The sequence below is a fragment of the Burkholderia pseudomultivorans genome (assembly GCF_001718415.1).
Lineage (GTDB): Bacteria > Pseudomonadota > Gammaproteobacteria > Burkholderiales > Burkholderiaceae > Burkholderia > Burkholderia pseudomultivorans_A.
On sequence record NZ_CP013377.1, the window covers coordinates 2,679,489 to 2,706,340 of the forward strand.

Consider the following 26,852-nt stretch of genomic DNA (forward strand, 5'->3'; position numbering starts at 1 on the left):
CTGTGTGCGACGCCGGCCGCCCGAGCCGATGAACCCGATTCGGACGCGCGCCGCCATCGGCATCGGCGCGCACCGCACCCGTCACGTCACTCGGGCGTCGCCGCGAGCGCCTGATCCATGCCGAACACCGCGGGCCGCAGCCGCACGTAGCAGAGGAACGCGATCGCACACAGCACGATCGCCGCGATCAGCGCCGACTGCGTGCCGGTGTTCTCGATCAGCGAACCGCCGGCGACCGACCCGACGCCATAACCGAGCGCGACGCAGCCCGGCGACAACGCGGCCGACTTGCCGATCAGGTCGTACTGCGGAATCGTCGCGTAGATCAGCAGCGCACCGCCCGTCCAGCAGCCGATGAACACGACCGCGCCGAGCGCGAACGTCACGGCCGACGCCGGCATCGCGAGCAGCACGGCCGCGACCGCGCAGCCGCCGAGGTTCAGCAGCGTCCAGCGGCGCAGGCCCGCGCCGACGCCGAGCTTCGGCATGGCCGCGCAGATCGCCAGGCTCGCGACGTTCGCGATGCCGAGCACCAGCGACACAGCTTTTGCGCTCAGGCCCGCATCGGTGCCGATCTTCTCGAGGAAGGTCCACACGACGCCGACGCCGCCGTACAGCGCAAGCTGCGCACACAGCACGAGCATCGCGCCGCCGCGGTCGATGCTGCCGGCCGTGCCCGCGGGCGTCGGCACGGCCAGCGTCTCGCCGCGCTGGAACAGCGGCGTCGCGAGCACGAACGCGCCGAGCACCGTCGCGACGAAGCCGAACACGCCATACGCGCCCCACAGGCCGCTCAGCAGCGGGAACACATACGCGAGCAGCATCATGCTCCACAGCACCTGGCCCATCAGCATCATGCCGAGATTGCGTTCGGGCCGGCGCGAATACGACAGGTAGCGCAGCGCGATGCCGTTCAGGCCGCCCGAGCCGACGCCCGCGATGAACTGCAGCATCGAATAGGCGACGAGCCCGTGCGTCGCGAGCGTGCCGAGGTTCGCGCCGGCCGCGAGCGCGACCGCGCCGGCGAGCACGAGCCGCACCGGCTGCCGGCCGAGCACGAACGCGACCAGCAGCGTGCCGGTCGATTCGCCGAGCACCTCGACGAAGCTCGACAGGCCGAGCGCGGCCTCGCCGAAGCCCCAATGGCGCTCGACCTGCCCGACGATCGCGGGCAGGCCGAGAAATACCGTCGGCCCGAGTATGCCGAGCAGCAGCATCACGACGACGAACCGAGCGCTTTCCTGTCGCGCTTCATCTTGTAAGTTCACTACGTTCATCCGGTGTCTCTCTCTCGCTGTCCGCTGCACGGACAGTCTCCTCATGGGATGCGCCGCGCGGCGGCCCGGCTCCGGACCGCCGCGCCGCTTACATCGGGAAGCCCATCGCCTTCAGGCCGCTGATCCATGCACGCTTCCAGCCGCCTTCGGCATCGGCGCCGTCGAACGCATGGAACGTGATCTTCGCGGCGACCCAGCGCATCGGCTCGGGCGGGATATAGGTCGGGCTCTGGTTCGCGATGTCGAGCTTGCGCTCGGGGCTGTCGCGATCGAACAGGATGTTCAGGCCCATGAACGCGCCGAACCGGCTCGCCGCGACGCCGAAGCCCGTATAGCCCGCGACGAACACGGCCTTGTCGCCGAGATAGCGCTTCGCGAACACCGAGCCGCGCGAGCAGTAGTCGATCGGGCCGCCCCACGCGTGCGAGAAGCGCACGTCGCTCAGCTGCGGGAAGGTCCGGTAGAACGCCTGTGCGAGCCGGTAGTAGGTTTCGCGCCTGCCGTCCTGGTGCGGGTCGGGGTCGCCGTCGAAGTGATAGCTCACCAGCCCGCCGAAGATGATGTTGTTGTTCTTTGTCAGGCGGAAATAGTTCAGCTGCGTGCGCGTGTCGTATATGCCCTGGCGGTTCTTCCAGCCGATCCGCGCGAGCTGCTCGTCGGTCAGCGGCTCGGTCGCGAGCACGTGGTCGCGCACCTGCATCACGCGGCGGTTGATGTCGGGAATCCCGACTTTCGCGGTGCCGCTGCCGAACATCACGCGCGGCGCGCGCACGCTGCCCTTCGGCGTCTTCACGTAGACGGTGCTGCCTTCGTCGGTCACGGTCATCAGCGGCGTGTGCTCGTACAGCTTCACGCCGAGCGACAGCGCCGCGCGCTTGAGCCCCCAAGCGAGCTTCGCCGGATGCACGATGCCGCTGCGATTGCGCGACCACAGCGCGCCCGCGAACAGCGGCGAGTTCAGCTGCTCGAGCGTTTCCTCGCGATCGAGCAGCACGACGTTGTGCCCGTATTCGCTGTGCAGGTCGTAATCGCCCTTCAGGTGCGCGAGATGCTCGGGATCGACCGCGACCGTCATCTCGCCGTTCCACTCGACGTCGGCGTCGATGTCGTAGCGCTTCAGCGTGTCCTCGAAGCCGTCGAGGTTGCGATGGCCGAATTCCTCGAGCTGCGCGATGTCGTTCGGAAACACGCGCACTGCGTTCGGCAGCCCGTGCATCACCGACGTCGAGATGATCCCGCCCGCGCGGCCCGACGCGCCATGCGCGACCTTGCCGGCCTCGATCAGCACCACGTTCAGGTGCGGCATCTGTTCCTTCGCCTGCACGGCCGACCACAGCCCGGTGAACCCGCCGCCGACGATCAGCAGGTCGGCCGTCACGTCGCCGACGAGTTCCGGCTCGGTCGCCGGCGCGGCCGGATTGTCGAGCCAGTACGGGAACAGCTTCGTGTTCGCGAGCGCCTGCTCGACGCTCAGGGCGACCGGTGCGCCGCGCGTCGCGTGCACCGGTGCGGTCGGTTTTGCTTCCTTGACTTCCATTTCCATGATTCCAGCCATGCCACGTGATCCCGGCCCTCTCGTCCCGCGCGTGCGGACGATCCAAAACGAAACCGCCGCCGGGTGCGCGTCACACGGACGACGACACCAGGGCGGCGGCTTCGGACATCACGACTTCTCGAGCAGCACGTAGAACTTCTTCGCGTCCTCGATCGTCTCCCAGCGCCCCGCGAAACCGGCCGGCAGCAGATAGCCCTGGCCCGGCGTGAATTCCTTGCGGTTGCCTTCGACGTCGGTCAGCGCGATCCGACCCTCGACGAGCCAGACGGCTTCGTCGGCCTCGGTCGCCGGAAACTCCACCGAGCCGACCTTGCCTTCCCACCAGCCGACGATGTAGTTGCCGCTCTTGCCTTCGGCCGCGCGCCAGTCGCTTTCGTCCATCCCGAAGTCGAGCTTCGTGAATTCGCCCACGCCTGCGCCCAGCGGCAGGATGTCCTTGATCAGTTTGGTCATCTGAATCTTTCGTCTCTCGATTGAAAAAAGCAGAGACAAAGTTACTCATTTACACTGCCCCGGTATGCCCCCCTCCGGGGGGGACAAGCCGCGTTTCGCGGCGGCCGCGCATCGAAACGGCGGGAGCCGGTGTTTCTCCCTAATGACGTTTTCCGTTGCGAGCGCTACAATCCGCGCGCTTTTTCGCAGGCCTTTTCCATCGGGGACCGCATGCTGCTCAACGTGAACCCCTTCCCCCGCGACACCGACCGCTTCAACGTGTCGTTCAAGGCGCTCGGCGAACTGATCGAAACGGTCGGCACGCCGCATTTCGTGCCGCGCCTCACGCAGCTGCTCAACGAAGTGGTGCCGCTCGACGTCGCGCATGTCGAACGCTCGCGCGTCGACGGCACGATGCCGACCGGCTATCGTTGCGAATGGATCGGCAGCAGCGGCATCGGCACCGAGACCGCGGAAATCTCCGACGTGATGACGCTCTACTACGAGCGCTTTCTCGACAGCGACCCGCTGTTCGCGGGCTTGCGCGGCAAGACCGGCACGATGCTCGTCGTGCGCGACATCGCGGCGATCCCGCCCGGCGAATTCCGCCAGCGCCTGTTCGACGACGTGCGGATCGGCCACGAATGCGTGCTCGCGCGCGGCACGCGCTATTCGCAGCACTCGATCGCGCTCGAACGCGGACGCGACCGGCCGCCGTTCACGCTCGCCGAGATGAACCGCTTTCGCAGCATCAGCGACGTGCTGTTTCCGCTGCTCGAACTGCATGCGTCGACGACCGCCGTGCGGCGCGTCGCGCATCCGACGCCCGACGTGCATCCGCTCGCGCAGTTCGACGCGCGTCTCGCCGCCGATGGCGTGAAGCTGTCGAAGCGCGAATACGAAACCTGCAAGCACCTGCTGTCCGGCAAGACCGTGCCCGAGACCGCCGCGATCCTCGGCGTGCGCGTCGCGTCGGCCGAGTCGTACGTGAAGCGCGCGTTCGCGAAGCTCGGCGTGCGCACCAAGCGCGAGCTCGCCGCGTGGGGCGCCGCCGCCGGCGAGCACGCGCCGCCGTCGTTCGCCGGCTGAGCGCGCCGCCGCGTCGATGCCGCCGCGTCGATGCGGCGGCGTCGCTTGCATCGAGCCCCGTCGATGTAAACGTTGCGACTTCAAGATCTTCGCGCGGGCGTTCTCCTCTACCATCGGCCGATCGTTTTTCATCAGAAAGAGGAGACGGCCCCATGCACCGCGAACTGAACCAGCCGCTGGGCGGCAACGAGATGCCGCGCTTCGGCGGCATCGCCACGATGATGCGCCTGCCGCAGGCCGACACGACCGACGGCCTCGACGTCTGCTTCGTCGGCGTGCCGCTCGATCTCGGCACGTCGAACCGCTCCGGCTCGCGCTTCGGCCCGCGCCAGATTCGCACCGAATCCGTGCTGCTGCGCCCGTACAACATGGCCACGCGCGCCGCGCCGTTCGATTCGCTGCAAGTCGCCGACATCGGCGACGTCGCGACCAATCCGTACGACCTGAAGGACTCGGTGCGCCGCATCGAGGAAGCGTACGACCGGATCGTCGCGAACGGCTGCCGGCCGATCACGCTCGGCGGCGACCACACGATCGCGTGGCCGATCCTGCGCGCGCTGCACCGCAAGTACGGCAAGGTCGCGGTGGTGCACGTCGACGCGCACGCGGACGTCAACGACACGATGTTCGGCGAGAAGATCGCGCACGGCACGCCGTTCCGCCGCGCGGTCGAGGACGGGCTGCTGCAATGCGACAAGGTCACGCAGATCGGCCTGCGCGGCACCGGCTATCACGCCGACGATTTCGACTGGTGTCGCGAGCAGGGCTTCACCGTCGTGCAGGCCGAGGAATGCTGGAACAAGTCGCTCGCGCCGCTGATGGCGCAGGTGCGCGAACGCGTCGGCGACACGCCCGTCTACCTGAGCTTCGACATCGACGGCCTCGATCCGTCGTTCGCGCCGGGCACCGGCACACCGGAAGTCGGCGGCCTGTCCGTGCAGCAGGGTCTCGAGATCGTGCGCGGGATGAAAGGCCTCAACATCGTCGGCGCGGACCTCGTCGAAGTCTCGCCGCCGTACGATCCGGCCGGCACCACCGCGCTCGTCGGCGCGAACCTCGCGTTCGAGATGCTCTGCGTGATGCCCGGCGTCAACTACCGCTAACCCGACCCGACCGACAGGATGACCGCCATGTCCACCGCTGAATTCTCCCCTTCCGCCGCGACGCTCGTGCTGCCCGCCGCGCGCATCGCCGGCCGGCCCGTGCGCACGCATTCGGACGAAGCCGGCGCGCCCGTCTGCAATGCCTCGACCGGCGAGACGATCGGCTGGCAGGAATTCGCGACCGCCGCGCATGTCGACGCCGCGGTGCGCGCCGCGCGCGACGCATTCGCCGGCTGGCGCGACACGCCGCCCGCCGAGCGCGGCCGGATCCTCGCGAAGATCGCCGCGCGCGTCGAAGCCGACAGCGAGCGCCTCGCCGCGCTGCAGATGCAGGTCAGCGGCAAGCCGCCGTTCGAAGCGCAAGCCGATGTCGGCGACGTCGCCGCGACGTTCGCGTACTACGCGAAGCTGTGCGAAGACCCGGCGACGTTCGCCGCCGAGCCGGTCGCGCTGCCGGCCGATACGTTCGCGGCCGAGCGCTTCCATGACGCGGTCGGCGTCGCCGCGCTGATCGTGCCGTGGAACTTCCCGATGGTCACGACCGCATGGAAGCTCGCGCCCGCGCTCGCGGCCGGCTGCGCGGTCGTGCTGAAGCCGTCCGAACTGACGTCGCCGACCGAGCATGCGCTGATCGACATCGTGATCGAAGCCGGCGTGCCGGCCGGCGTCGTCAACATCGTGAACGGCGGCGCCGAGGTCGGCGCCGCGCTGAGCGCGCATCCGCTGATCGACAAGATCTCGTTTACGGGCAGCACCGCCGCCGGCCGGAAGGTGATGCAGGTCGCGGCCGAGGACATGAAGCGCGTGACGCTCGAACTCGGCGGCAAGTCGTCGCTGATCGTGCGCGACGACGCCGATCTCGATCTCGCGGTGTCGCTTGCCGTCGCGGGCGCGTTCACGAACGCGGGCCAGATGTGCTCGGCGACCGCGCGCATCCTCGTGCACGACAGCGTCTATCGCAGCTTCATGGCCGCATTCGAGACGGCCGTGCGGGCCCTGGTCGTCGCGCCGCCCGCTGCGGAGCAGGTCGCGATGGGGCCGCTGATCTCGGCCGCGCAGCGCGCGCGCGTCGACGCGATGCTGAAGCAGGGCATCGAGGCGGGGGCGCGCATCGCGTTCAGCGGACGCGTCGCGGATGCGGGCGGCGCCGGCTTCTTCATGGCGCCTGTCGTGATCGCCGAACCGGCGGCCGACAACCTGCTGTGGACCGACGAAGTGTTCGGCCCCGTTGCCTGCGTGAAGTCGTTCCGCACCGACGACGAGGCGATCGCGATCGCGAACGATACGCGTTACGGGCTCGTCGCGACGGTCGTCACGCGCGATGCGGCGGTCGCGAGGCAGTTCCAGTCGCGCGTGCGGGCGGGGCTGGTGTGGATCAATGCGCCGCAGCTCATCTACCCGCACGTCTGCTGGGGCGGGTTCGGGTTGAGCGGGATCGGGCGCGAGCTCGGCATCGCGGGGTTGCGCAGCTATCAGGAGCTGCGGCACGCGATGCGGGCGATCGACTGATCGGCGCGGTTTTTGAAGTCGTGGGCGACATTCCGGCGGGGGCCGGGGTGTCGCTTTTTTTCAGGTTTTCGGGAGCTTTCCGCGTCCCGTTTTTTATCGCTCCGTGCCCATCAAGCGCCTACGCGATGTCCGCGCTCGACATCGCATCGCGTTCCGCCTTCAGCAACTCGATGAAACGCGCGACGACACGATCGGGCGGCCTGCCGTCCGGCTGGACGAGCACGGTCTCGATGCGCAGACGCGGCCGAAAAGGCCGCAGCACGACCGGCAGGCCGCGCAGTTTGCCGGCCGCCAGCGGATCGACGATCGCGAGCCCCAACCCTTCCGCCACCAGACCGCACCGCGCGGCCGTGTACTGCGCCATCAGCACAAAATGCGCATCGACGCCGGCCCGCACGAACGCGTCTTCGATCGCCTGCTGAAATGCGCCCGGCGCCCCCGCGATCTGCGGAACGCCCGCAAGATCGGATACGCCGATCGCGCGCTTGCGCGCCAGCGGATGCCGTCGCGGCACCGCGCACACCGCATCGACGGCAAGAAACGATTCGCTTCGCACGCCCGCATAACCGGCACGCGGCCGCACGAGGCCGACATCGCACTGCGCGGTCGATGCCCACGACCAGATCGTGTCCGGCCCCGGCACGTAAAGCGACACGCGCACGCCGGGACTGGCCGCGTTCAACTGCCGGATCGCGCGCGGCACGAGCGTCGTCGCGAGCGACGGCTGGCACGCGATGCGCAGCGAACCCGTGCCGCGTTCGCGTATCTGGCGGGCCGCGTGTCGCAGCTGATCGAGTCCCGCATACGTGCGCTCCACTTCGCGCGCGAACGCTTCTCCTTCGACGGTCGGCAGCGCGCTGCCGTGCCCGCGCACGAACAACGCGAAGCCGAGTTCCGCTTCGAGCTGCGCGATCGCGCGGCTGACATGCGGCTGGCCGATGCCGAGCGCTTCCGCCGCTCTCGTCATGCCGCCATGACGCATCACCGCACGAAAAAGATCGATGTGGGCCGGATTGAGCATGCCTGATCTGCATGGAAAGAAGCAATTCCGGCATTTGACGACATGGACGACGCTGTCGTCAAATGGCTTCGACACACCGCGTAAAAGGAGACGCCGATGATTCAAGCCGCCCTGCTGTCGATCCTGACCATCGTCGCCGGCGTCAGCCTGATGACGCAGCAGGTGCTCAATGCAAACCTGCGCGGCGCACTGAATTCGGCCGCGTGGTCGGGCTTCGCGAGTTACGCGCTCGGGCTCGCCTGCATGGCCGTGCTCGCGCTCGTGCTGCGCGAGCCGCTGCCGTCGTCCGCGCTCGCGGCGCGCACCCCGTGGTGGGCGTTCAGCGGCGGCCTGTTTGGCGCGATCTTCATCGCGCTCGCCATTTTCACGATCCCGAAGCTGGGCGCGGCGACCTTTCTCGTGCTGGTCGTGACGGGCCAGATGCTCGCGTCGATGACGATCGATCACTTCGGCTGGTTCGGCCTGGTGCAGCGGCCGGTCGATGTGTCGCGCCTGGTGGGAATAGCCCTGCTGATCGGCGGCTGCGTTCTGATTCGCAGATAAACGACCGGCTCGTGCGCCGCCTTGACGTTCGAATCGGCCGGCATGGAACATCGATATATCCCATAGAATATATCGACACTCGCACCACCGGAGACGCATCATGAATCGCCCCCTGCAGCGCGCCGCACGCGAACACACGCCGACGCACCGGATCCGCGCGCTGAAGCCGCCGCCGAACGACGCGCGCGCGCAGCAGGTCACGCGCGTCGTCGACGCGTTCAGACGGCTTCGCGGCAGCCTCGCCCGCTTCATCCGGATGTTCGAGGCGGGACGCGAAACGGCGCTGCCCGACGACGCGCTGTCCGCGATGAGCTTGCGCGAACTGCTGGCGACGCTCGAAGAAGCCGCGCGGGCCACGCGCTTCCCGCATTTGCGCGATCTCGAACAGGCAATCGCACAGGCGCGCGGGCTCGAACGCACGCGCGACGACGTGTTCTCCGATTCCTTCAGCAACGACCCGGCTGCGATGCAAGCCGCGATCGTTGCGCTGGAGCGCGCCGACGTGCGCTTCGTCGCACTGTGTGTCGAATCCGTGATGGCGCGCCACGCTGCGGCGCCGGCCTGATCTGCCGGTTCCTCCACATTTCCCCGAATTCCGCTCGTTATATTCCTTGGTATATTACGAGCCTCTTTCGCGCATCCGTCTCCGGCACGCCAGCGCCGGACAGAGGTCAACATGCACGCTCCGCCCTTTCGACTGGCCCGCACCGCGGGCATTGCGTCGGCCGGCGACACCGCGTCGTCGGGCGGCGGCCGCATCGACGCATGCTGCGCGCCGTCCCGCGCGCAGCGCGCCGAGACGAAGCGCCGCGCGCGGCTGTCCGAGCTCGATGCGACCCTGCACTGCTCGATCATCGGCACCTGCCTGACCACGCATGAACTGCGCAAGCTCGTGCCGAAATTCACCGATCTCGACCGCCAGCGCGCAACCGACCTCGAAATCCACCACGCAGCCGTCGAACTCGCGATCGAAGGAGCGGCCGGCGCCAAGGCGCTGCACAAGGCACTCGACGAGCGCTACGCCGGCGCGGTCCGCACGTTCGACAGCGCGCCGGACGATGACGCACTGCTCGCGCTATGGAAGGACGCGCTCAAGCGCGGCGACATTCCGCCCGCGTACTGGGCGTTGATGACGCATCCGCGCGCGACGGCCAGCGTGCGCCAGTCGGCATTCGGCGATCTGCACATGCTGTCGCATCTGGTCGGCGCGGCCAATCGCGCGGATATCCGGCGGCTGGTCGCGCTCGAAGAGGACAACGCGGCACTGCACGCGAAGCTCGACCGGCAGCAGGCCCGCCTGCAGGAAATCAGCCAGCAGCGCGACGCGGCGCTCGATGCGCTGGACGCCTGCCGTGCGCGTCAGGATGCGCAGCCGGCAGCAGACGAAAGCCGTCTGCGCGACGAAGTCCGCGAGCTGCGCGAAGCATTGGCGCTGCGCGACGAGCGGCTTGCGCTGCACACGAGCCGTCGCGAGGCCGCCGAGCAGCGGATCGCCGCGGAACAGGCGAGCGCCCGCGCGATGCGCGCACGGCTCGACGAATTGATGACGATGGTGAAAACGCTGCGCGCCGAAGCGAGCGCGCTGGAACGTGCGGTGCAGATATCGAGCGACGATCCGTCCGAACGCGCGGCCGATTCGTTGTCGATGCTGCGCGGCAAGCGCGTCGTCTACGTCGGCGGGCGCCCGGGTTCGAACCGCGCGATCCGCCGGATCGTCGAGACGTCGGGCGGCGAAATGACCGTGCACGACGGCGGCATCGAGGACCGCAAGGGCCTGCTCGCCGCGGCGCTGCCGGGTGCGAACCTGGTCGTGTTCCCGGTCGACTGCATCGATCACGATTCGATGAACCAGCTGAAGCGCATCTGCGAGCGCAGCCACGTGGCGTACTACCCGCTGCGGACTGCGAGCGTCGCGAGTTTCGTCGAACTGATCGGCCGGCTCGACGCGCACGCGCAGGAAGCGACGCTTCCCGATTCGTCGGCGGGCGACGCTTCGCGATTCTGTCTGCGGCATGGATAGCGGGAGCGTCCCGCCGACGGCCGAAGGCGATTCAAGCGCGCGACTGCGGCGTGCTCAGCGGCGCACCATTTTCGTCAGCGCGGCGATGTCGTCCGCACAGGTCTCGTAGGCGCGCGCCTCGATCCCGCGATAGAGCCGGATGATTTCCTCGCCGACCGGCGTCAGCACGCTACCGCCGCCGCTCTGTCCGCCGTGCTCGGAGACTGTCGCGGGCGACTTGAGCGAGCGGTTCAGCTCGTCCATCAACAGCCACGCGCGCCGGTACGACATCTTCAGGCTGCGGGCCGCCGCCGAAATCGATCCATGCTCGCGCACGGCCTCGAGCAGCGCGACCTTGCCCGGCCCGAGCGCGATCGTGTCGGCCTGCTGGATGCGCATCCTGAAACGTACCTGTGGCTTGGGGGATGCCGAAGTCTTCATGTTGTCCGCCGGTTGAACCATGCGCGCAAGCATACACGATGGATCGCACGGCGACGCGGACCGCTCAGATCTCGAGCACGCGCGCGACGACGCCCGCGAGACGCTTCACATGACGCGGCGCCGGCAGGATATCGGCAGCGGACACGAGGATCGGCGCACCGTCGTCGATCGACAGCGGCTCGTCGCCGCGCGCGAACGCGACCAGCACGCGCTCGCCGATCGGCGTATTGAACAGCTCGTGCCAGGAAAACGTCACCGCGTAGCCGTCGTGCGCATGCGCGATGAAGACCGTGCGCTTGAAATCGCCGACCTGCGCACCGAGCAGGCCGGCCGCGTCGATCAGGTCCTTCAGCCGCGCGCCGCGATAGCGATCGACGCTGCGGATGAAGCGATTCGTCGTGAAGCAGCGCAGATCGAACGGCTCGGCCGTCACGTGCGCATAGCGGCGCAGATCGTCGAGCGTCACCGTCAGCGGCCGCGCGAATGCGCCCGTCAGTGCGATCGAACCGACCGCCGCGTCCTGTGACGGCTGCGCCGCCGTACCCGCAATGTCCATGCTTCCTCCGGGGCCGGCCCCATGCCGGCGCATCGATATATCGGCGAATATATTACGCTGCACCGCGGCCGGCCGCGCGATCGGCATCGGGTATGAACGGCATACCGGATCGTTTATGGCCCTAGACGAGCAGATCCTCGTAGAACGCGCCGAACGGTCGCGTCGGGTGGGCGATCTGGATCTCGAGGATCCACAGGCCGGCAGCGGGCGCCGCATCGAAGTCGCCGAGGTTGCCGGCCTTGTAGATCGCATGCGGGAAGTCGCTGACGCGATGACCCTTGATGTCGAGGTTCAGCCGGAAGCCGTGCGCCTCGGCACGCTGCGCCGCGAAATCGTACAGCGCGATGCCGCCGCAACCGGTGGTTCGCCAGTGCTGCTCGACTTCGCCGTAGATCGTGCGCGCAGCGTCCGCGCAGGCGCGCATGTCCGCATCGTCGCCGCATACGAAGGTCGCGCCCGCATCGCCTTCGTGCTGCGTCCATACCGCGCCGAGGTCGATGAAGAAGATATCGTTGTCGGCCAGCACCGGATCCCTCGCCGAACGCTCCTTGAAGGTTCGCAGCGTGTTTTCGCCGAAACGGACGATGACCGGATGCCAGATGCGGTCCATCCCGAGATCGTCGAGGATGCGCCGCCCGAGCGCATTGGCCTCCGATTCGCGCATGCCGGGCCGGATAGCGGCCGCGATCATGTCGACGGCCTTCCAGGTCATGGTCCTCGCGTGCCGCATCGCGTCGAGCGAAAACGCCGCGCCGACGGCTTCCTTGACTGCTGTATTCATCGTGGTGCCCTCCGGGTTCGGCGCTCAGAACTTGTGACGCAGGCCGATGCGCGTGACGAATTGCGTATTCGCACCCGCATTGCCGATGAACGACGCCGACGAGCCGATCTCGGCCTGCACCGGCACCACGCGACCGTTGACCGTGTTGCTGCCCGACGCCTTCTGGTACGCCGCACTCACGTACACGTCGGTGCGTTTCGACAGCGCATAGTCGACGGCGGCGTTGACCTGGTGCCACTTGCCTTCGAAGCGGTCGTCGAGCTTCGAGAACGTATAGCCGAGCCCGGCGCTCAGTGCCGGCGTGAACGCGTAGCGGCCGCCGATTTCGTAGTTGTTCAGCTTCGACGCCTCGCCCGACAGCGGCTCGAACTTCGTGTGCGTCCAGTTCGCCCACACGAGCGCGGCCGCGATCGCATAACGCGCGCCGATGCCGAAGGTTTCGAGGTCGCGCAGCCCGAGCGTATTGACGTTCGCGATGCTCACGCCGAACGCGGGCGTCGCGCCACCCGGGAAGCGGATGTTCGTGTAAGCAGCACCGATGCCGAACGGGCCTTGCGCATAGTTCGCGCCGAAGCTGTACGCGCTCGACGCGCCCTGCGTGGTCGTGCCGCCCGACGACGTCGTCGGCGCGCCGGCGAACTGCGTCGAATTCGAAAAGCCGTACATCGCGCCGAACGTGAGGCCCGCGAAGTTCGCGCTCTGGAACTTCACCGCGTTGTTGATGCGGCTGGACGTCAGCTGGTCGAGGTCGTTGATGTGATACGCGTAGTTGCCGGCCGGCGTCTGGCTGCCCATCGTGTAGTTGCCGCCGATGTAGTCGGTCGAAAACGAGTACTGGCGACCGAACGTCAGCGAGCCGACGCCGTTCTTCGACAGGCCGACGAACGCCTGGCGGCCGAACAGCGCACCGCCCTGGCCGAGCGTGCCGTCGCCGCTGCTGAAACCGCTTTCCAGCACGAACAGCGCCTTCAGCCCGCCGCCGAGATCCTCGGTGCCGCGGATGCCCCAGCGGCTGCCCGACGCGACGCCGTCGCCATACTTGACGAGCTTGCCGTGCCCGGTCGAGGTCGCGACCTTGTTCGCGTACGTGACGCCCGCGTCGATCAGCCCGTACAGCGTGACGCTGCTCTGCGCGTGCGCGCTCGCGCCGAACATCCCGAGTGTGGCCGCGGCCACGATGGTCTTCTTCATGCTCTTCCTTTTCATGGGCGCGCGCGACTCCGTCGCAGCGGAGCGCGCGGCGTGTTGACGAAAAACCGTTTGACGTACCGATGCAAGCGCGCCGCATGGTCGGGACGCGCCCGCGCCTCATGCGCGCGGGCACGATGCTCCGTTCCGATGCCGGGGTGTGCTTGCCGAAGCGGCATGCCGCGGGGGCGGCCGCTCGTATTGCAGCGCCGACCCGCGTGCGCGCGGGTGCACGCGTGCGTGTCGGCGCGTTGCTCCGGCGATGCAGGTCAGAGAATCGCGTCTTCCGGCTTTCGCGGAGCAGTGGACGGCGCGACACCTGACGGCGTCGCGGCCTTCGATATATTTGTCGAAATATAACGAGTTGTCATCGGACGGTAAACATTTATTCGGGTGTTTGTCGTCTTTCGTCCACACGCGCTCAACGGAGGTCGCGGCTATCGGTCCCGCGCGGCACGCACATGGCCGCGCATCCGGCCTTTCTCGAGCGGTGCGCGTCGGCGATCGCGGCGGCGGGAATCGGCTCGAACGCGAAATCTGCACGCTCACGCACCCCGACATCCGCAATCTCGATCGCATCGCCACGGGTGAATAATCAGTTTTTCGAAGTCTTATAAAGACGATGGCGAACCGGCTGATAACGCACACGTCGACAACCGTATCTCGTTCTGCTATCGATCGATTCAAAATCACTTCGCAGAATGAAAGGTCACGCCGTTTTCATGCTGCGATTCGACTGCAGCTCATCGACGTGAATTGCCCGACCATTCAGTTCGCAGGTCAAATCTATTTATAAATTTCCGGAATGACGACTCGCACCCTGATCACCAATCGGTTCTCAAGGTAGACGGATCCGATCGATTGCTCTATACTCGGCTCACTTCATCACCCAGAGTACGACTCGTGCATAACGGCGATGCAAGCCCGCATTTAGTTGCGGGCGCAACCGTTATGCCACATCAAAAGGGGCCGTCGGCCCCAGCGGATGAGCCCTGGCCCGTCCGCGTCCTTGCCGCTGCTTCATATGGCGGCGCCCGCCCGAGCGCGCAAATCGCGTGGTAATTGCGCTGCCGGGCCGAACATGACAATCAGGCGAACGCATCGACGCGTTCATACGACTTTCCGTCGCGCATCGCTGCGCGTCGGCAAGGACTGTTTCCGTCAGTTCAATCGCGGCCATGCCGGGATCACGAACTTCCATCGCGGCGTGTGCCAGCATGCGTACCGCACCGAGATCGAGGAGGCGTATCTTCATGACTCGACGCACTGTCCGACTGTTGGGCAGCCTGATAGCCGCCGTCGTCGTCGCCTGGGCGCTGGCGCGCGGCATAGGCGCAGAGACGTTCCGCCAGCGCGCGGACGACCTGACGTACTACGCGGGCCGGCACATGCTGCTGGTCGGCTATTCGATGGTGCTCGCGATCGTCGTCGGCGTGCCGGCCGGCGTGCTGCTGAGCCGACCGCGGTTCCAGCGCCAGGCCGAGCGCTTCATGCAGGTCTTCAACATCGGCAATACGATTCCTTCGCTCGCGGTGCTCGCGATCGCGCTCGGCATCTTCGGCATCGGCGACGTGCCCGCGATCGTCGCGCTGTTCCTCGCCTCGCTGCTGCCGATCACGCGCAACACCTACGAGGGCGTGAAGAACGTGCCCGCCGCACTGCGCGAGGCCGCCAAAGGCATCGGCATGACGGGCTGGCAATCGCTGCTGCGCGTGGAGCTGCCCAATGCGCTGCCCATCATCGTCGGCGGCGTGCGCACCGCGCTCGCGATCAACGTCGGCACCGCACCGCTCGCCTATCTGATCGGCGCCGACAGCCTCGGTTCGCTGATCTTCCCCGGCATCTATCTCGACAACCAGCCGCTGCTGCTGCTCGGCGCGTCGCTCACCGCCGCGCTCGCGCTCGCGCTGGACGGCGTCGTCGCCGCGGCAAGCCGTCACTGGCTCGCTCGCCATGGAGGTGCGGCATGACGCGTCGTGTTGCAATCCGGGCCATCGCGCGCCTCGTCGCGGCCGGCGCGCTGTGCGTGGCGGCAAGCACGTCGGCATTCGCCGCGAAGCTCGTGCTGGGCGCGAAGAACTTCACCGAGCAGTACGTGCTCGCGGAAGTCACCGCGCAATACCTGCGTTCGCGAGGCTATGACGTCGAGGTCAAGTCCGGCCTCGGCAGCACGCTCGCACGCAGCGCGCTGGAGAACGGCCAGTTCGACCTGATGTGGGACTACACGGGCACCGCGGCGCTCGTCTACAACAAGATCCAGGACAAGCTGTCGCCCGACGAGATGTACCGGCGCGTGAAGGCGCTCGACGTGCCGCGCGGGCTCGTCTGGCTCCGCGCGTCGCCGCTCAACGACACCTATGCGCTCGGCCTGCCGAGCAAGGTCGTCGAGGCCACCGGCATCCGGACGATCTCGCAGCTCGCCGCGCATCTGAAGACCGATCCCGCCGCGAAGCGCTACGTGTTCGGCATGGACGCGGAATTCGCGAACCGCCCCGACGGCCTGAAGCCGCTGCTCGAAACCTACGACATGCACTTCAGCCGCGCGCAGATGAAGCAGATGGATCCGGGGCTCGTCTATACAGCGCTGCACAACAACCAGCTGACGATCGGCCTCGTCTACACGACCGATGGCCGCGTGAAGGGGTTCGGCATCGTGCCGCTCGAAGACGACAAGCACTACTTCCCGCCGTACAACGCGACGCCGGTGGTGCGCAAGGACACGCTCGAACGCAACCCGAAACTCGCGGCGCAGCTCGATGCGCTGTCGGCAGTGCTCGACAACGACGTGATGCAGGCGATGAACAAGGCGGTCGATCTCGACGGCAAGTCGCCGCGCGAAGTCGCCGACGAGTTCCTGCGCACGCACCCGCTACCTTGAAGGAGGCTTGATGACTCTGTCCGCCTATCTCGCTTCGAGCTGGCCCGAGCTGCTGCAACTCACGCTGCAGCACATCTGGCTCGTCGGCATCGCCGTGGGCTGCGCGATCGTCGCGGGCGTGCCGCTCGGCATCCTGATCAATCGCCACGAATGGCTCGCCGGCCCGCTGCTCGGTCTCGCCACCATCGTGCTCACGCTGCCGTCGATCGCGCTGTTCGGCCTGATGATCCCGTTCTTCTCGCGCTTCGGCCAGGGCATCGGCGCGGCGCCCGCGATCACCGCGGTGTTCCTCTACTCGCTGCTGCCGATCATGCGCAACACCTATCTCGCGCTGCGCAACGTCGAGCCCGGGATCCGGGAAGCCGGCACCGGCATCGGCATGACCTCGTGGCAGCGGCTGCGCCTCGTCGATCTGCCGCTCGCGGTGCCGGTGATTCTCGCCGGCGTGCGCACCGCGGTCGTGATGAACATCGGCGTGATGACGATCGCCGCCGTGATCGGCGCGGGCGGCCTCGGCACGCTGATCCTGCGCGCGATCGGCCAGAGCAGCATGATGAAGCTGCTGGTGGGCGCCGTGCTCGTGAGCGTGCTCGCGATTGTCGCCGACCTGCTGCTGCAGATGCTGCAGCGTGCATTGACACCGAAGGGAGTGCAGAAGACATGATCGAACTCGACAAACTGACCAAGACCTTCACCGGAAAGGACGGCCAGGCCGTGCGCGCCGTCGACGCCGTGAGCCTGTCGGTGGCCGAGGGCGAAATCTGCGTATTCCTCGGCCCGTCGGGCTGCGGCAAGACCACCACGCTCAAGATGATCAACCGGCTCATCGAACCCACGTCGGGTCGCGCGCTGATCAACGGCGAGGATACCGCGCAGCTGAACGAAGTCGACCTGCGACGCCATATCGGCTACGTGATCCAGCAGATCGGCCTGTTCCCGAACATGACGATCGAAGAGAACATCACCGTCGTGCCGCGCCTGCTGGGCTGGGACAAGAAGCGCTGCGCGGAACGCGCGCAGGAGCTGATGTCGATGGTCGCGCTCGATCCGAAGCAGTATCTGAAGCGCTATCCGCGCGAGCTGTCGGGCGGCCAGCAGCAGCGCATCGGCGTGATTCGCGCGCTGGCGGCCGACCCGCCCGTGCTGCTGATGGACGAGCCGTTCGGCGCGGTCGACCCGATCAATCGCGAGTCGATCCAGAACGAGTTCTTCCAGATGCAGCGGCAGCTGAAGAAGACCGTGATCATGGTGAGCCACGACATCGACGAGGCGATCAAGCTCGGCGACCGCATCGCCGTGTTCCGGCGCGGCCAGCTCGTCCAGTACGATCATCCCGATACGCTGCTCGCACGGCCGCGCGACGAATTCGTCGCGCAGTTCGTGGGCCAGGACAGCACGCTCAAGCGCCTGCTGCTCGTGAAGGCCGGCGATGCCGCCACGCAGCCCGAAACAGCGCGCATGGACACGCCGCTCGCGCACGCCTTCACGGTGATGGACGACACGGACTGCCGCTACCTGAGCGTGCTCGACGACGCCGGCCGCGCACTCGGCTACGTGACGCGCCGCGCGGCGCGCGCGGCCGACGGCGTGTGCGGCGATCGCATCACGCCGTTCGCGGCCAGCGTATCGATGGACGACAACCTGCGCATCGTGCTGTCGAAGATGTACCAGTACAGCGCGTCGTGGATGCCGGTGCTCGATGCCGACGGCGTATGGATTGGCGAGGTCACGCAGGATTCGATCGCCGCGTACCTGAGCTCGGGCCGTTCGCGCCGGCAGACGGGCCAGCCGCCCGGCGAGCCGAGCGCGTTCCCGACGGCCGCGGCACACTGACCGTTCGCGCAGGCCGCGCGCCATCCGCGTGTGGCTCTCCGCTGCTCAAAGCACCTTGACCATGAACACGCGCGACGCGCCCGCCGGCTCGCACGGCACTTCCCCGAAGACCTCGTAGCCCTGCTTGCGGTAGAAGCCCGGCGCCTGGAACGAGATCGTGTAGAGCACCGCGCGACTGCAGCCGCGCCGCTTCGCCTCGGCTTCGGCCGTCTGCAGCAGACGGCTGCCGACTCCGCCGCCGCGCAGCGAATCGGGCAGATAGAACAGGTCGATGAAGAACAGTCCGAGCGACGTGCGGCCGGTCAGGCCGCCGAGCACTTCGCCGCTCGCCGGATCGGTCACGTAGACGTCGAGCGCCGCGGTATCGGCGCGCCCCGTCACCGCGTCGTTGAATTCGCCGAGCTTCCGGCTGATGAAGTCGCGCGCGGCGGGCTGCGCGGTGTCGGCAAGCTGAAAGGAAATGTCGGGAGAAGCGGTCATGGGCGGGCGCATGCGTGAACGGGATGACCGGGGCACGCGTGCCCCGGCGCGATTCGTCCGACTATAGCGTGAAGCGCAAGCAGCGGCCACCCTGCTCACGCCACCGCGAACGCCGCCTTCATGTCGGCCATGCGACGCCGCTCGCGCGCGATCATCATCTGGTTCACGACGATCACGCCGATCGTCACCGCCGTGATGAACAGCGTCGCCAGCGCGTTCATCTCCGGGTTCAGCCCCAGCCGCACGCGCGAGAACACCACCAGCGGCAGCGTCGTCGAGCCCGGCCCCGACAGGAACGCCGACAGCACCAGGTCGTCGATCGACAGCGTGAACGACAGCAGCCACCCCGACAGCAGCGCCTGCGAGATCAGCGGCAGCGTCACCACGAAGAACACCTTCAGCGGCGTCGCGCCGAGATCGAGCGCCGCTTCCTCCAGCGACTTGTTCATCTCCTTCACGCGCGACTGCACGATGATCGCCACGTACGACACGCACAGCATCACGTGGCCGATCCAGATCGTCACCATCCCGCGCCCCTTCGGCCAGCCGAACATCTGCTCCAGCGCGACGAACAGCAGCAGCAGCGAGATCCCCTGGATCACCTCCGGAATCACCAGCGGCGCGTTGATCATCCCCGTGTACAGCGTGAAGCCCTTGAAGCGTCCGAAGCGCGCCAGCACGAAACCCGCCCACGTGCCGATCACGACCGAGGCGGTCGCCGTCAGCAGGCCGATCTTCAGCGACAGCCACGCGGCGCTCAGCAGCTCGTCGTCCTGCCACAGCGCCGCGTACCACTTCAGCGAGAAGCCCGACCACACCGTCACCAGCTTCGACTCGTTGAACGAGTACACGACCAGGCTGATGATCGGGATGTACAGGAACAGGAACCCGAAGGCGAGAACGCCCGTCGACAGCGGTTTGCTCGGCTTGATCATTTCGCGTCCTCCAGTTCCTTGACCTGGTAGTACTGGAACAGCGCCATCGGCACCAGCAGCAGCACCACCATCGCGACCGTCACGGCCGACGCCATCGGCCAGTCCATGTTGTTGAAGAATTCATCCCACATCACGCGCCCGATCATCAGCGTGTCCGCGCCGCCCAGCAGCTCCGGAATCACGTACTCGCCGACCGCCGGAATGAACACCAGCAGGCTGCCCGCGATGATCCCGTTCTTCGACAGCGGCAGCGTGATGCGCGTGAACGCGACCCACGGCTTCGCGCCGAGGTCGTACGCGGCCTCCAGCAGCGTGAGGTCCATCTTCACGAGGTGCGCGTACAGCGGCATCACCATGAACGGCAGGTACGAATAGACCATCCCGATGTAGACGCCCGCATCGCTGTGATAGAGCCGCAGCGGCGTGTGGATGATGCCCAGCGCGATCAGCGCATGGTTCAGCAGGCCGTCGTCCTTCAGGATGCCGATCCATGCGTACACGCGGATCAGGAACGAGGTCCAGAACGGCAGCATCACGGCCATCATCAGCACGTTGCGCGTGCCCGGCTCCGAGCGCGCGATGTAGTACGCCATCGGATAGCCGATCAGCAGGCACAGCACCGTCGACACGGCGGCCATCTTCAGCGAGCTGAGGTAGGTCGCGACGTACAGGTCGTCCTGCAGCAGGAACGCGTAGTGCGACAGCTGCAGCGCGAAGTGCACGACGCCGTCCTTGATCTCGACGAGCGACGTGTACGGCGGGATGCCCATCACCTGGTCGGCGAAGCTGATCTTCAGCACCAGCACGAACGGCAGCGCGAAGAAGATCGCGAGCCACAGGAACGGCACGCCGATCACCACGCTGCGGCCCGACGGCAGCAAGCGCGACAGCCGCGGGAAGCGATTGCCGCGCGCGGCAGTCGAGGCCGCGGTCGCGGCGGCGGCGCCGGACGACACCGGCGCGGACGAGGGGGAAGCGGAAGTTCTCATCGCGTGGTCCTCACTGCGTCAGCACGACGCCGCTGGACGGCGACCACGACACGAACACGTCGTCGTTCCATGCGGGCGCGCCGTCGTGCAGCAGGTGCGAGCTCGACAGGTTCGACACGACCGTCTTGCCGCTCGGCAGCCGCACGTGGTAGAGCGAGTACGCGCCCATGTAGGCGATGTCGGTGACGACGCCGCGCGCCCAGTTGTGCGGCGAGGCCGGCTTCTCGCGTGACACGTGCACGCGCTCCGGGCGCACCGAGATGCCGACCGGCATGCCGAGCGGGCCGGTGATGCCGTGGCTCACGTGCATGCGCGCCTCGAGGTCGTCGCTCTCGACGAAGATGTGGTCGGGCTCGTCTTCGACCACGCGCCCCTCGAACAGGTTGGTCGAGCCGATGAACTCGGCCGAGAAGCGGCTGTTCGGGAATTCGTACACTTCGCCCGGCGCGCCGATCTGCACGATCTTGCCCTCGCTCATCACCGCGAGGCGGCTGGCCATCGTCATCGCCTCTTCCTGGTCGTGCGTGACCATCACGCAGGTGACGTCGACCTTCTCGATGATGTTGACGAGTTCGAGCTGGGTCTTCTGGCGGATCTTCTTGTCGAGCGCGGACATCGGCTCGTCGAGCAGCAGCAGCTTCGGGCGCTTGACCAGCGAGCGCGCGAGCGCGACGCGCTGCTGCTGGCCGCCGGACAGCTGGTGCGGCTTGCGCTGCGCGTACTTGCTCATCTGCACGAGCGCGAGCGCGTCGGCCACGCGCTCCCTGATCTCGTTCTTCGGCGTGCCTTCCTGCTTCAGGCCGAACGCGACGTTCGACTCGACCGTCATGTGCGGGAACAGCGCGTACGACTGGAACATCATGTTCACCGGGCGGCGGTACGGCGGCAGCGACGCGAGGTCCTCGCCGTCGACGTAGATCTTGCCGGAGGTGGCCGTCTCCAGCCCGGCGAGCATGCGCAGCAGCGTCGACTTGCCGCAGCCCGAGCTGCCGAGCAGCGCGAACAGCTCGTTCTTCGCGATCGTCAGGTTCACGTTGTCGACGGCCGTGCTGTCGCCGAATTTCTTCACGACGTTTTCGATGCGCACGAAGGCGTCGGCCGGCTTGACGAGGGGCATTTCGCGACGTGCTGCATCAGGGGTACTGAATGAATCCCGTTTCATGATGGTCCGTGGTAAGCGAGTAATCGGGGCAGGCGAATCCGTGGCGCGGCCGGACATGCGGTCGCGCGGTATGAACGGAGAGGGATCGAGCGACTCCTCGTCCGGAACGCATGACGCAGGAAGGCAGGTGTCGGGGGTGAGGCGCGGCGCTCAGCCGCGACCGAAGGCGGCGGGCGCGACGAATGGCGTCGCGATGCGGCCGGCATGCCGCATCGGGCCACCGGCCAGGTTCGCCACAGCGGCTGTCAGGTGGGTTTCATCGGTTTTCATCGGGCTTTCCGCACGTATCTGTCGTCTCCAGTGCGAATTTTTAAACCCGTCAAAAACTTTTTGGATCGCGAATTTCGGTTCCTGACATTGAGCGGAATCGATGTTTGCGCGCGCGGGAAAACGGGGGCATGACGCAACTCGCGCGGGCGCGAAACGACATCACCCTGCGTTCAGTTCCTTCCAGCGACGATAGACCTCGATCGCACCGGCGTGCTTCTGCTGCACCATCGGCAGGCGGCGCTCGCCGATCGGCTTCGCATATTCGGCATAGAACGTATCGAGCTCGAAGTACTTGCGGTCGTCGCGATAGAACGGCGCGTAATCCTCGCGTGTCGTGACGTAGACGACCCGCTTCGGGCTGCAGTAGTACAGCGAGCCGAGACACATCGGGCACGGGCTCGCGAGTATGTAGATCTCGCAGTCGGTCAGGTGCTCGGTGCCGAGCCTGCGGCACGCGTCGCGCACCGCGAGGATCTCGGCGTGCGCGGTCGGGTCGCGGGTCTGCGCGACGAGGTTCGGGCTCTCGGCGACGATCTCGCCGTCGCGGACGATCACCGTCGCGAACGGACGTCCGCCCTCCTCCACGTTCTTCATCGCGAGATCGATCGTACGTTTCACAAAATCCATCACATCGTCCTCTTGAAACGGCATGGCAGGGAACGTGCGCCACCCGGCGGCCGGCGCACACACGACGCGACAAGGCCGGCGCGCGCGACGAACGGGCGTCGCGGCCGCCGCTGCTTGCGAAGTCGACGAGGGCAGGTTACGCCGGACGCCCGATACGGTAAAAGACCGATTCGTGATCGCCCGGATAGGCAGGACTTATAGATGCCGACAGGCGGTGGCGCGATATCGGCGTGCGGAAGACGATGAAAACGCGTCGACGCAGGATGCGTCGACGACGGGAAGCCGGCACGGGCACGCGGCCGGGCGTACGACGAACGCACACCCGCACGAGGCACGGCAGCAGCGAAAACTGCGCGTCAGTTGTACCCGAGAATCGCGACCGACGCTACATCCGGCCGGTCGCTCGTGCTGCCGACGAGCGACATCATCGGTTCCTGCAGCACGGCCTGGTACGACGTCACGCGTGCGTCGTCGGGCGTGCCCGCATCGTCCGGCAGCGGTTCGTCGAATGCGTCGAAGCCGCTGAAAAATTCGGGTTGCGTCTGCGAAAAAGTCATCTCCACTCCTTGATCGGTTATCGGTTTTCTAGCTTGCCTGTTTCAGCGCGGCCGCGGGCACCGCCCCGCCATCGTGTGCGGCTTCCGCATGCGCGAGCCGCGCGCGCGTGCGCCGCGTGATGTGGATCACCGCGAACACGACCGGCGCGATCAGCAGTCCTTCCGCGAGTTCGGGATCGATCGGCAGGTTCATCACGTGCAGCGCCTTGAATGCCGCGGTCGCGAGCGACAGCACGTAGTACGAAATGGCCGCCACCGACAGCCCTTCGACCGCATGCTGCAGATGCAGCTGGTTGCGCGCGGTACGCTCCATCCCGGCCAGCAGGCGCGTGACGTCCTTTTCCTGCGCGAGATTCACGCGCGTGCGCAACAGGTCGACCGCGCGTGCGATTCGCGCGGCGATCTGCTCGTGACGCGCCCATACGCTGCGGCAGGTCTCCATCGCCGGCGCGAAGCGCCGCTCCATGAATTCCGCGATCGTCGGCATCCCCTCGATGCGCTCCTCGCGCAGTTCGTGAATGCGCGCGAGCACCAGCTTCTCGTACGCGCGCGATGCGCTGAAGCGGCCGCCCGAGCCCGACAGCGCCTCGACGCGCACCGCGAGATGCGTAAGCCTGACGAGCAGCGCCGCATCGTCGCCGTCCGCGCCGCCGGCATCCATCTGCTGCATCAGCGTGTGCAGCGACGCATGGATCTCGTCGAGTTCGCGGCTCATCCGCCGCGCGACGGGCAGCGCGAGCAGCGCCATCATCCGGTACGTTTCGATTTCGTAGAGGCGCTGCAGCAGCCGCCCGCCCTGCTCCTCGCGGAAATCCTCGTCGACGACGAGAAAGCGCATGAAGCCATCGTCGCGCACGTGCCAGTCGCAGAACACCTTGCCGCCGCCGAGCACGCTGCTGCCGACCAGCACGGGCCCGTCGATCCAGCGGCGCAGGTCGCCGCACACGAGCCGCGCGGCGTCGCCGGACAGCAGTTCCATGCACACCGCGACGAAGCGGATGCCGGCCAGCCGCGCGAACCACGCGGCCGGAATGCCTTCGATCGCGAGATCGTCGAAGTAGCCGGTGTCGCGACGCGGTGCGACGAACGTGAAGGTCGAGAATTCGGTGTGCCGCTCCCACTTCAGGTACCAGCCGCACGGCGACTGCACAGCATGGTGCGTCGCGCCTTCGTGCGGCGCGGCAATGCCGGTGTCGCGGCACAGCGCGTGCAGCAGCGTTTCGTGCAGATCGGGCTGGCCGTCCGCGTAGATCGCGTAATGCGTGAGCGACACGGCTTCGGCAAGCCGCAGGAACGGCCGGGCATGCAATTCGGCGGCCAGCGCCGCGCGCAACGGATGGTCCATCATCGATACACCACGCTTCCTGTTCAGTGCTGCAAGCCGCGCCGCATCCCGACGATGCCGCCGGCGTGATCGCACTATGGCAGACACATAACAACAATAAAAACGCATAATGCTGATCGTTACGTTCAGTTTTCCTGATACCGATGAAAATGCTCGATCACGACGTGCTCGCCACCGTCGTCGCCGTCGCGGAGACCGGCAACATGACGCGCGCCGCCGAGGCCGTGAACCGCTCGCAGTCGGCCGTGAGCATGCAGATCAAGAGCCTCGAGGACGCGATCGGCCGGCCGCTGTTCGTGCGCAAGCCGCGCAGCATCGTGCTCACGCGCGAAGGCGAGGTGCTGCTGGGATTCGCCAGACGAATGCTGGCGCTGCGCGACGAGGCGTGGGCGGCCGTCGTGCGGCCGGAGGTGACCGGCAAGGTCGTGATCGGCGTGCCGGACGACTACGCGTCGTCGCTGCTGCCGTCGGTGCTGAAGAAATTCTCGGCGACCTACCCGAAGGTCGAGATCCAGGTGATCGGGCTGCCGAGCAGCGCGCTCGCGCCGCTGCTGAAGGACGGCACCGTCGATCTCGTGTGCGGCACGCGCATCAAGGGCCTGTCCGGCGACTTCATCCGCCACGAGCCGATGGCCTGGGCCGCGATGACGAACGGGCCGCGCGTGTGGGAGGAACGGCCGCTGCCGATCGCGGTGTTCATGCCGGGCAGCGTCGCGCGCGAGAACGCGATCCGCAGCCTCGAACGCGCGAAGCTGCCGTACCGGACGTCCTACGAAAGCCCGAGCCTGCTCGGGCTGCTCAGCATGGTGGAAGCGGGGCTCGCGGTCGCGCCGCTGGCGCGCTGCGCGATTCCCGCGCAATTGTCGATGCTCGGCCGCTCGCACGGGCTGCCCGACCTGCCGCCGCTCGAACTGATCCTCGCGCGCAGCACGAAATCGAAACGGCCGCCGTGCGACTTCCTCGCCGAGCAACTGATGGAAGACCTGCAGCGGCAGACCGGCCAGGCCGGCGACGCGTGACCCCGCCACGGCGGGCGGCGCACGCGCGCCGCGGCCACGCCCGCGTCAGTCCGGCACGGCGAAGCCGGCCGTGCACAGCGCCGCGTTGACGATCCCCGCCGCCGTATCGACGAGCGCTTCGAGCGTATCGCCGCGCACGTGCCGCCCGGCCGGCGGAACCTGCTCGGCGCGGCGTCCGCCCCATTGCGAGCCGACCACGACCGACAGCGTCGCGCCGAACCGGTGGCCGTGCCGGCGGCCGAACACGCCGATGCGGCGTTCCGACACGTAGGCCTGCTCGGGCAGCGACAGCCGGATCTCGACGGCCGCCTGCTCCGGATCGCCCGCGCGCGCGTTCGCGTCGACGCCCGGCGCGAACGCCTTGGCGACGCGAAACGTCACGTACGAATCCCACGCGGCAAGCGGGCCGCCGGCCGCGTCGACGCGCTCGATATCGACCGACCACTGATGATGGTCGGGCACGCGGATCGCCTGGCGCAGCAGCACCTCCGCCGTACGAACCGTCACCATGATCTGGCGCGCGAGCTGCCTGCCCGACGGCAGCGCCGCGGCGGGCGCGCGGCGGGCTGCCGGGCGCGCGACCTGCACTTCTTCCATGAGGTACATGAGTTCTCCGTTATCAAGGGCGACGCCGCGCACCGCGCAGCGCCCGAACGTTCGTCGCCGCCGCATGACGCAGCGCACGACAACCGGCCGGCAGATCGAACGAGCAGCCGGAAGGAACGAGCAAGATGCGTGCCGCGCGCTATCGGCTTCGCGCGGCGGCCTGCGGCCCGCGCACGACCGGCCCGATCACCGCATCGGCCAGTTGCGCGATCAGCGTGTGCAGCGTGAAGTCCAGGTCTTCCGGTGCGATGTCGAAATGCAGATGGACGACGCGCCGCACGATGCGCGCGCCGACGACATAGACGCCGAGCGGAGAGCCCAGCAAGGCCGCGAGGCGGTCGTGCGCGACGCGGGGCGAGCGCGCGCTCAGCGTGACGGGCAGCAGCACCCGTGAAAACGGTGCCGGAACAATGGGCTGGCGGGCGCCGGACCGGCGCGGCCGGCTGACGACAGCGAAAGCGGGAACGGGGCGAATGAAGGTCATGGCGCGGACGGAAGCCGTCTGGGCGGTTCGACACGCTTCGAGATTAAGGGGCGCGGCATAAACGCCGTGCAAAAAAGCGGCGTGCCGGTGAAAAAACGGCATGTGTCCCCGAGCGGGAGCCGCCGGACGGTGTGCAGGCGCGCGCCCGGCCGCAGCGTATAGAACGACTTCGG

Annotated in this window: 29 protein-coding genes; 11 read left to right on the top strand and 18 right to left on the bottom strand. The window is 67.4% G+C overall.

Translation table 11 applies throughout. The features are described from left to right. Positions 1-86: 86 nt before the first annotated feature. From WS57_RS11530 to WS57_RS11540, 3 genes are all read right to left on the bottom strand, one after another. Positions 87-1,277: a hypothetical protein gene (locus tag WS57_RS11530; protein WP_059513995.1), complete on the bottom strand. Its 1,191-nt coding sequence runs from the start codon at positions 1,275-1,277 to the stop codon at positions 87-89. An 88-nt stretch (positions 1,278-1,365) separates the two neighbouring features. Beyond that, positions 1,366-2,820 (bottom strand): NAD(P)/FAD-dependent oxidoreductase, encoded by a 1,455-nt coding sequence (locus WS57_RS11535; protein WP_059513998.1) that lies wholly within the window; start codon positions 2,818-2,820, stop codon positions 1,366-1,368. Positions 2,821-2,940: 120 nt separating this feature from the next. Beyond that, complete coding sequence (locus tag WS57_RS11540) at positions 2,941-3,285, bottom strand: cupin domain-containing protein (RefSeq protein WP_009687952.1); 345 nt, start codon at positions 3,283-3,285, stop codon at positions 2,941-2,943. Between the two features lie 210 nt (positions 3,286-3,495). Here WS57_RS11540 and WS57_RS11545 point away from each other — a divergent pair, with 210 nt between their 5' ends. The 3 genes from WS57_RS11545 to WS57_RS11555 all read left to right on the top strand — a co-directional run bounded on the left by WS57_RS11545 (position 3,496) and on the right by WS57_RS11555 (position 6,965). Further along, positions 3,496-4,353, top strand: a complete 858-nt coding sequence (locus WS57_RS11545; RefSeq protein WP_059514001.1) for a helix-turn-helix transcriptional regulator — start codon at positions 3,496-3,498, stop codon at positions 4,351-4,353. Between the two features lie 152 nt (positions 4,354-4,505). Beyond that, positions 4,506-5,456 carry an agmatinase gene (speB, locus tag WS57_RS11550; RefSeq protein WP_059606390.1) on the top strand — a complete coding sequence of 317 codons (951 nt, stop codon included), beginning with the start codon at positions 4,506-4,508 and terminating at the stop codon, positions 5,454-5,456. Positions 5,457-5,483: 27 nt separating this feature from the next. Then, positions 5,484-6,965 carry an aldehyde dehydrogenase family protein gene (locus WS57_RS11555; RefSeq protein WP_059514004.1) on the top strand — a complete coding sequence of 494 codons (1,482 nt, stop codon included), beginning with the start codon at positions 5,484-5,486 and terminating at the stop codon, positions 6,963-6,965. 118 nt (positions 6,966-7,083) lie between these two features. On the opposite strand, the gene WS57_RS11560 is transcribed toward WS57_RS11555, so the two are convergent. Then, the gene (locus WS57_RS11560) at positions 7,084-7,986 is read right to left on the bottom strand and encodes a LysR family transcriptional regulator (RefSeq protein ID WP_059606387.1); all 903 of its coding nucleotides are present in this window, start codon (positions 7,984-7,986) and stop codon (positions 7,084-7,086) included. A gap of 96 nt (positions 7,987-8,082) precedes the next feature. Between WS57_RS11560 and WS57_RS11565 the strand changes: the two genes are divergently transcribed. From WS57_RS11565 to WS57_RS11575, 3 genes are all read left to right on the top strand, one after another. Further along, positions 8,083-8,529, top strand: a complete 447-nt coding sequence (locus WS57_RS11565) for a DMT family transporter (RefSeq protein ID WP_009693295.1) — start codon at positions 8,083-8,085, stop codon at positions 8,527-8,529. A 100-nt stretch (positions 8,530-8,629) separates the two neighbouring features. Beyond that, positions 8,630-9,094, top strand: coding sequence for a hypothetical protein (locus WS57_RS11570; RefSeq protein WP_009693296.1), 465 nt, complete (start codon positions 8,630-8,632; stop codon positions 9,092-9,094). A 111-nt stretch (positions 9,095-9,205) separates the two neighbouring features. After that, a complete protein-coding gene (locus WS57_RS11575) occupies positions 9,206-10,549 on the top strand; it encodes a DUF2325 domain-containing protein (protein WP_059606412.1) in 1,344 nt (447 codons plus the stop codon). 54 nt (positions 10,550-10,603) lie between these two features. On the opposite strand, the gene WS57_RS11580 is transcribed toward WS57_RS11575, so the two are convergent. From WS57_RS11580 to WS57_RS35700, 5 genes are all read right to left on the bottom strand, one after another. Further along, on the bottom strand, positions 10,604-10,927 hold the full coding sequence (locus WS57_RS11580) for a winged helix-turn-helix domain-containing protein (protein ID WP_009693298.1): 324 nt from the start codon (positions 10,925-10,927) through the stop codon (positions 10,604-10,606). A gap of 106 nt (positions 10,928-11,033) precedes the next feature. Then, positions 11,034-11,525 (bottom strand): molybdopterin-dependent oxidoreductase, encoded by a 492-nt coding sequence (locus WS57_RS11585; RefSeq protein ID WP_059606383.1) that lies wholly within the window; start codon positions 11,523-11,525, stop codon positions 11,034-11,036. Positions 11,526-11,646: 121 nt separating this feature from the next. Further along, positions 11,647-12,306: a M24 family metallopeptidase gene (locus tag WS57_RS11590; protein WP_009693300.1), complete on the bottom strand. Its 660-nt coding sequence runs from the start codon at positions 12,304-12,306 to the stop codon at positions 11,647-11,649. 24 nt (positions 12,307-12,330) lie between these two features. Next, positions 12,331-13,497: a porin gene (locus WS57_RS11595; RefSeq protein WP_040130538.1), complete on the bottom strand. Its 1,167-nt coding sequence runs from the start codon at positions 13,495-13,497 to the stop codon at positions 12,331-12,333. Positions 13,498-14,443: 946 nt separating this feature from the next. Continuing rightward, a complete protein-coding gene (locus WS57_RS35700) occupies positions 14,444-14,749 on the bottom strand; it encodes a hypothetical protein (RefSeq protein WP_081056696.1) in 306 nt (101 codons plus the stop codon). On the opposite strand from WS57_RS35700, the gene WS57_RS11600 reads away from it, so the two are divergent. The 4 genes from WS57_RS11600 to WS57_RS11615 are packed head-to-tail and all read left to right on the top strand — an operon-like array spanning position 14,748 to position 18,205. Next, positions 14,748-15,464, top strand: coding sequence for an ABC transporter permease (locus WS57_RS11600; RefSeq protein ID WP_009693309.1), 717 nt, complete (start codon positions 14,748-14,750; stop codon positions 15,462-15,464). The genes WS57_RS35700 and WS57_RS11600 overlap by 2 nt on opposite strands. Continuing rightward, complete coding sequence (locus WS57_RS11605; protein WP_069244232.1) at positions 15,461-16,372, top strand: glycine betaine ABC transporter substrate-binding protein; 912 nt, start codon at positions 15,461-15,463, stop codon at positions 16,370-16,372. Before WS57_RS11600 ends, WS57_RS11605 begins: the two co-directional genes overlap by 4 nt. Before the next feature lie 10 nt (positions 16,373-16,382). After that, the gene (locus tag WS57_RS11610) at positions 16,383-17,036 is read left to right on the top strand and encodes an ABC transporter permease (RefSeq protein ID WP_009693311.1); all 654 of its coding nucleotides are present in this window, start codon (positions 16,383-16,385) and stop codon (positions 17,034-17,036) included. After that, positions 17,033-18,205: a betaine/proline/choline family ABC transporter ATP-binding protein gene (locus WS57_RS11615; RefSeq protein WP_069244233.1), complete on the top strand. Its 1,173-nt coding sequence runs from the start codon at positions 17,033-17,035 to the stop codon at positions 18,203-18,205. Before WS57_RS11610 ends, WS57_RS11615 begins: the two co-directional genes overlap by 4 nt. Positions 18,206-18,250: 45 nt before the next feature. On the opposite strand, the gene WS57_RS11620 is transcribed toward WS57_RS11615, so the two are convergent. The 7 genes from WS57_RS11620 to WS57_RS11650 form a co-directional block, all read right to left on the bottom strand. After that, positions 18,251-18,685: a GNAT family N-acetyltransferase gene (locus WS57_RS11620; RefSeq protein ID WP_009693314.1), complete on the bottom strand. Its 435-nt coding sequence runs from the start codon at positions 18,683-18,685 to the stop codon at positions 18,251-18,253. Positions 18,686-18,780: 95 nt separating this feature from the next. Further along, positions 18,781-19,620 (bottom strand): ABC transporter permease subunit, encoded by an 840-nt coding sequence (locus WS57_RS11625; RefSeq protein ID WP_040130544.1) that lies wholly within the window; start codon positions 19,618-19,620, stop codon positions 18,781-18,783. Continuing rightward, positions 19,617-20,609, bottom strand: coding sequence for an ABC transporter permease subunit (locus WS57_RS11630; protein ID WP_069244234.1), 993 nt, complete (start codon positions 20,607-20,609; stop codon positions 19,617-19,619). Before WS57_RS11630 ends, WS57_RS11625 begins: the two co-directional genes overlap by 4 nt. Before the next feature lie 10 nt (positions 20,610-20,619). Next, positions 20,620-21,726 carry an ABC transporter ATP-binding protein gene (locus WS57_RS11635; protein WP_069244235.1) on the bottom strand — a complete coding sequence of 369 codons (1,107 nt, stop codon included), beginning with the start codon at positions 21,724-21,726 and terminating at the stop codon, positions 20,620-20,622. 474 nt (positions 21,727-22,200) lie between these two features. Then, positions 22,201-22,668 (bottom strand): nucleoside deaminase, encoded by a 468-nt coding sequence (locus WS57_RS11640; RefSeq protein WP_009688467.1) that lies wholly within the window; start codon positions 22,666-22,668, stop codon positions 22,201-22,203. 356 nt (positions 22,669-23,024) lie between these two features. Further along, complete coding sequence (locus tag WS57_RS11645; protein WP_009688468.1) at positions 23,025-23,225, bottom strand: hypothetical protein; 201 nt, start codon at positions 23,223-23,225, stop codon at positions 23,025-23,027. 28 nt (positions 23,226-23,253) lie between these two features. Then, a complete protein-coding gene (locus WS57_RS11650) occupies positions 23,254-24,573 on the bottom strand; it encodes a DUF3422 family protein (RefSeq protein ID WP_069244236.1) in 1,320 nt (439 codons plus the stop codon). Positions 24,574-24,713: 140 nt separating this feature from the next. On the opposite strand from WS57_RS11650, the gene WS57_RS11655 reads away from it, so the two are divergent. After that, positions 24,714-25,589, top strand: a complete 876-nt coding sequence (locus WS57_RS11655; RefSeq protein WP_059477691.1) for a LysR family transcriptional regulator — start codon at positions 24,714-24,716, stop codon at positions 25,587-25,589. Positions 25,590-25,634: 45 nt separating this feature from the next. Here the strand turns inward: WS57_RS11655 and WS57_RS11660 are convergent, their stop codons facing one another. After that, the gene (locus WS57_RS11660; RefSeq protein WP_059477689.1) at positions 25,635-26,195 is read right to left on the bottom strand and encodes a hypothetical protein; all 561 of its coding nucleotides are present in this window, start codon (positions 26,193-26,195) and stop codon (positions 25,635-25,637) included. Positions 26,196-26,334: 139 nt separating this feature from the next. Then, the gene (locus tag WS57_RS11665; protein ID WP_236871887.1) at positions 26,335-26,781 is read right to left on the bottom strand and encodes a hypothetical protein; all 447 of its coding nucleotides are present in this window, start codon (positions 26,779-26,781) and stop codon (positions 26,335-26,337) included. Positions 26,782-26,852 lie beyond the last annotated feature (71 nt).